Origin of the sequence: Microcoleus sp. D3_18a_C4 (genome assembly GCF_036702415.1) — a bacterium.
GTDB lineage: Bacteria > Cyanobacteriota > Cyanobacteriia > Cyanobacteriales > Microcoleaceae > Microcoleus.
Genome location: NZ_JAUBTI010000194.1, coordinates 1 through 4,537 on the forward strand (window position 1 = coordinate 1; position 4,537 = coordinate 4,537).

Sequence of the window (4,537 nt, forward strand, 5' to 3'; positions counted from 1 at the left end):
CCTCTTTTAACTATGGGGTCTTTTTTTTGGCCAAAATACGGCTTTGGGGCGGACTATTTCCCGCGCATGGGTAGAAGCAGTGCGATTCGTTGAAACGTGAATCACGGTGAAAGCCCGTGCGCGACCTGAAATGGTCGTTTAGTCTGGGAAGCCCTCTTCCTTAGAGGATTCACACGGGAGCATCTCAGTTATGGAATAAGTAGAAATACTTAGGCAAAAGCCAGATTAAGATAAGAGCAGCGATGCTTGAGAACTTGAGAAATATTGTTGCGGTTCCATTGAGCGCCGGATATTTTAATTCTACGCCCAATCTGCTTAATGGTCGATTCGACCGCACCGCTGCCAATTGTAATTCCTTGAGATTGAAAGGAATGGTAGTCAGGTATGCGTAGTTGATGTCTTTCAAGATAAGCCAGAAAGTTTTTAACTTTCTGAGCATCCCCATCTGCAAAAGTAGCGATAGCTTCCTTAATTCTGCCATACCATAGGCTAGTTTCAACGTTTCTTAACTGCTTCTGAGAACCACCGAGCTTATAGAGATTTTCTTTCAAATGATACCAGTCAAGTATTTCGCGCCTTTGCTCCGGTGTGGAGATGTTCGCCATTAAATTCCACACCCCTGGATGACCATCGCCCAAACAAGTAATCGTTTCTGACAAAGGCTGACGATTGACCCAATCTACCAAGGCTTCATTTTCAAGAAAGAATGCAGCATGGGCTTGTTGGTGTAAAGTCACCGCTTTATAGTCTCGCCACTCACTAGCTTTTCCTTGAGCTGTCCTCAATCTTGCCTTACCGCCGTCTATACTTAGATCTGTCACGGTTTGCTCTGCAATGACTTCAACGAATTCTTGCCGATGGACTAGACGTTGTTGGGTGCTGTGGTCAACATATATTCCCGTCAGTTGCTTCAAATCTCTTGCTGAAGACGGCGTATGAAACATTTGCGCTCAGCAATAAGCCACTTGCTTCAAGTTGTGGACTCAATCGGGTTCGTTTCTTCAATCCCAGTTTCTGGCGCAAGTTTCTCACTGACTTGCCATACTCCCAGACAGGTTTGAATCCCTCTTAGTCTCCCTGCCCTTGTTTTGCTGTTGCTGTTTAAAAAAAATTCCGATCTCTGGCGCTACTTGTCTTAGTACATGGTCTCTGACTGCTAGTTCAATGCTAGCAAAGTCTTTGAGTTGTTCTTTTGGTGTATTCTTGAGAAGTATGGCGGCAGCAGCCTGCAAATCTTCTTGTAAAATTTTACTTTCTTCGGCTGTCATCTATTTTTCCTGATATATTTTGTCCTATTGTCTCACACTTTATGTCTGAGTACAAATACTCATTGCATAACTGAGATGCTCCCAATGGTTGACACCATAATTGCTGTGGCTCTTGACTTAATTAATCCGAAACATCTTAAAAACTGGTTTACTAATTGCTGCTACTGTACCTCATAAGATCCGGAAGTGCTGTAAGGACTGAAAAATAAATAACTTGATGAATTACTAAGTTGGAGGTACGGCTCTATAGTTCCATTTTGGCAAGTATTCATCAAAAGTAATTTGCATATTGTTTTTAAAGTTATTAGCTATCTTTCGACCAATTTTATAGACTTTATCAAGCACATTTGCAACTACAGATAGCCCGGTTTTAGTGTGAGTTTTTTCTACCAGGTATTTGACTAATTCTATATTGGTAAAAATTACTCCTTGACAAGCTCTAGTAACATGAGGAAAGAGTCGATGTTCGATGGGATTATATTTAGATGTATAAGGAGGGTAATGGGCAATTCTTATCTCAATTCCGATTTCATTAACTAACTTGTGTAAATCTTCTTTAAAGATATAATGATTAGCATTGTTACTACCTCCACCATCACACTTTGCTAAAATTGAAGTGGCATTCGGGTAGAGAAATTTTCCATAATTATTCCACCAAATTTTCAGGGATTCACAAGCAAATTCACTTGTATCTTTACTATTGCCTAATGTTATATATCCTCGATTTTCTTGAGCATCATAAATCCCATGTGGAATTACTTTTCCGTGACCTAAGCTCCAAAAATCACGATCAAAAGTAGTGACAGGCTCGGTTGTATAGAGAGTTCCCGGACGATATAAATTCCCTAAAACTTCTTTTTTTTTGTATCAAAACTAATAATGGGATTACCCGCTTTTCTATACTCTGTATCGAGTCTAGCAATATTTTCAAATTGAGCATTACGATTTTTATTAATTCCTGTCGTCTGTTTTTTTTGTGCTTTTCGCTTCACATATCCATGTTTTTTTAGGAGTTGTCCTACGAGAGGAAGATTCACACAAAATCCGGCGTTTTTTAGTCCGACAGCTATTTCTTTATGCGTCAAATTAGTCCATTTAATTAGCTCATTCATTGGGTCTCCTGCTGTCTGGAACTTTAAGACTTCTAAAAAGGCTTCATCAATACCGCTCCTGGTAGCTAAAATACTTTTTATTCCTCCTCCTTTTTTTCTGATCCTTAAATTATTAATAGTCGTTTCATTCATTGTTTCTAAATCTTTAATTCCCTGGACAATAGTATTTCGACTGCATCCGCAAAGTTTCATTATATAGCTAATTCCACCCCATCCCAATTTTTGTGCCTCGATCGCTGCATACCTTCTTTTATCCTTTTCTGATAAAGAGTTATAAATTTTCTTTATTTCCGACTCAATTGAACTAGAATAAAACATAGGTTTAAAGGTCAGATAAAGTGGTAGAATAGAAAAATCCCTGGCGCGTTTCTATCAATTTTAGACAAAATAGCAATCAGGGCGCTGTTTTTGATTATATCCGACAATCCATCAAGTTATTTATTTTTCAGTCCTAAGTAAGCACATCGATGAGCCAATACCTGCCCAATATGTTCTGATTTCCAACTTGCTCCAGATATTTTAATTCTTCTACCTATTTGCTTAATTCCTGATTCTACTGCCCCAGAACCAATCGAACAGATGTCATTTCTCTGGAAAACTTCGTAATTAATAATTCTTTCTTTATGCTTTTCTAAATACTTACAAAAATTCACTGCTGGATTTTTCTTCAAGTGTATGAATAGTGCTATTGCACTTTTTACATTTCCTTGCCCTAAGTATGTTTCCGCTTGCTTCAATCGCTTAATTGAACCCCCCACATAAGTGAAGATTTTCATTCAAATGATACCAATCTAGAATTTCTCTTCTGTCCTGTTGACAACTAATTTCTTTAAATATATTCCATACACCATCATGTCCATCCGCTAGACAAGTTACTGGTTTGGCTAGTGGTTGTTTATTTGCCCAATCAATAATGATGTCATTTCGATCGAAACTGGCTACTATGCCTGCTTCCGACACAATTGCTTTATAGTCTTTCCACTCAGATTTTTCTCCGAGTGGTGTTATCAATCGTGCTTTTCCACCGTCTGCACTTAAGTCGGTAATATCTGCTGTTGCGTAAGGCTGCTCAAATTTTTGATAATGTACTAATATGAGTTGTGTCGAGAGCTGGAACCGTAATCCCTGTTATATATTCAATATCTTTGGCTGCATGTTGATATGCAACATTAGCACTCAGTCTTAAACAACAGTTTTCTAAATGTGGACTCAATCTACTCCCGCTCCCACACCCTAGTTTATCTGCTTGCTTTTGGATGATGCTTAAATCACCTAATGTACTTTTTAATTTCTTTACCCTTCCTACTTTTGTGCCACTAGCTGAGTAGATAAAAAAAATCCGATTTGCGGTGTCACATGAGTTAACACCTTATCTTTAACTGTGAGCTCGATATCTTCTAATGCTTTCAAAGATTCCGGGTCACAATCAGCATACAGAATTGCCGAAATAGCTTCTACATGTGTTTGAATCGCCTGTTGCTCTTCGTCCGTCATAGTTCAATCGCCATTAATTAAGACATCATTATTATCGCCGATTTTGCCCAAAAATAGCTCAAAATCTCTGCCCTAGTATTTTTGGGTATTTATACTCACTGCAAAAGTGACACGCTCCCTACCAGCCTCCGTCTGATAGGTAATCGAACACAATTTTACCTGTTTCGTCTGCTTGGAAAATCCCGGAGTCGAAAGAAATGTTATTTTGAGTTGCTGGTTTGGCTGTATCGCCTGTGATTGCGTCGGTTTGAGTGGTGGATATTTGCGGTTTTTCGGGGATGTTTTTGGTTGTTGGTGTTGAATCTTTGTTGAGGATGAAGGGGTCTATCTCTGCTTGTTGGGGAGGTATTTCTGGGTTATTGTCGAGGATTTGGTTGTTTGATGGTAATAGTTCAACGCTGGGGTTTGTGGAGGATGTTTCGTTATACCAATTCACTATGAAGGTACACTAAAATATAGGGTAAAAGTAGAGGAAATCGAATATGGCGAACAAACTTCAGGTACAAATCCAGGAAACGGTTGAGGAACTAGAGCATCGACTCGAAGGTCATGCGACCGCCGTAAATAAATAAAAATTACTGGTACTATACCATTAGTGACAAGTTAAGGTGAGGGGTAAATTGTCAAGGGGGTATTTACATTGGTTAAAAAATAGATAAAACT

At 38.9% G+C, this 4,537-nt stretch carries 1 protein-coding gene and 3 pseudogenes; all 4 read right to left on the bottom strand.

The window, feature by feature from the left end; genetic code table 11:
• Nucleotides 1–209: 209 nt before the first annotated feature.
• Nucleotides 210–1,268, bottom strand: a pseudogene (locus tag QUB16_RS32875) (ISKra4 family transposase).
• 225 nt (nucleotides 1,269–1,493) lie between these two features.
• Nucleotides 1,494–2,698: pseudogene (locus QUB16_RS33755) on the bottom strand (ISAzo13 family transposase).
• A 116-nt stretch (nucleotides 2,699–2,814) separates the two neighbouring features.
• Nucleotides 2,815–3,874: pseudogene (locus QUB16_RS32890) on the bottom strand (ISKra4 family transposase).
• A 118-nt stretch (nucleotides 3,875–3,992) separates the two neighbouring features.
• On the bottom strand, nucleotides 3,993–4,310 hold the full coding sequence (locus QUB16_RS32895; RefSeq protein ID WP_333322559.1) for a hypothetical protein: 318 nt from the start codon (nucleotides 4,308–4,310) through the stop codon (nucleotides 3,993–3,995).
• Nucleotides 4,311–4,537: the final 227 nt, after the last annotated feature.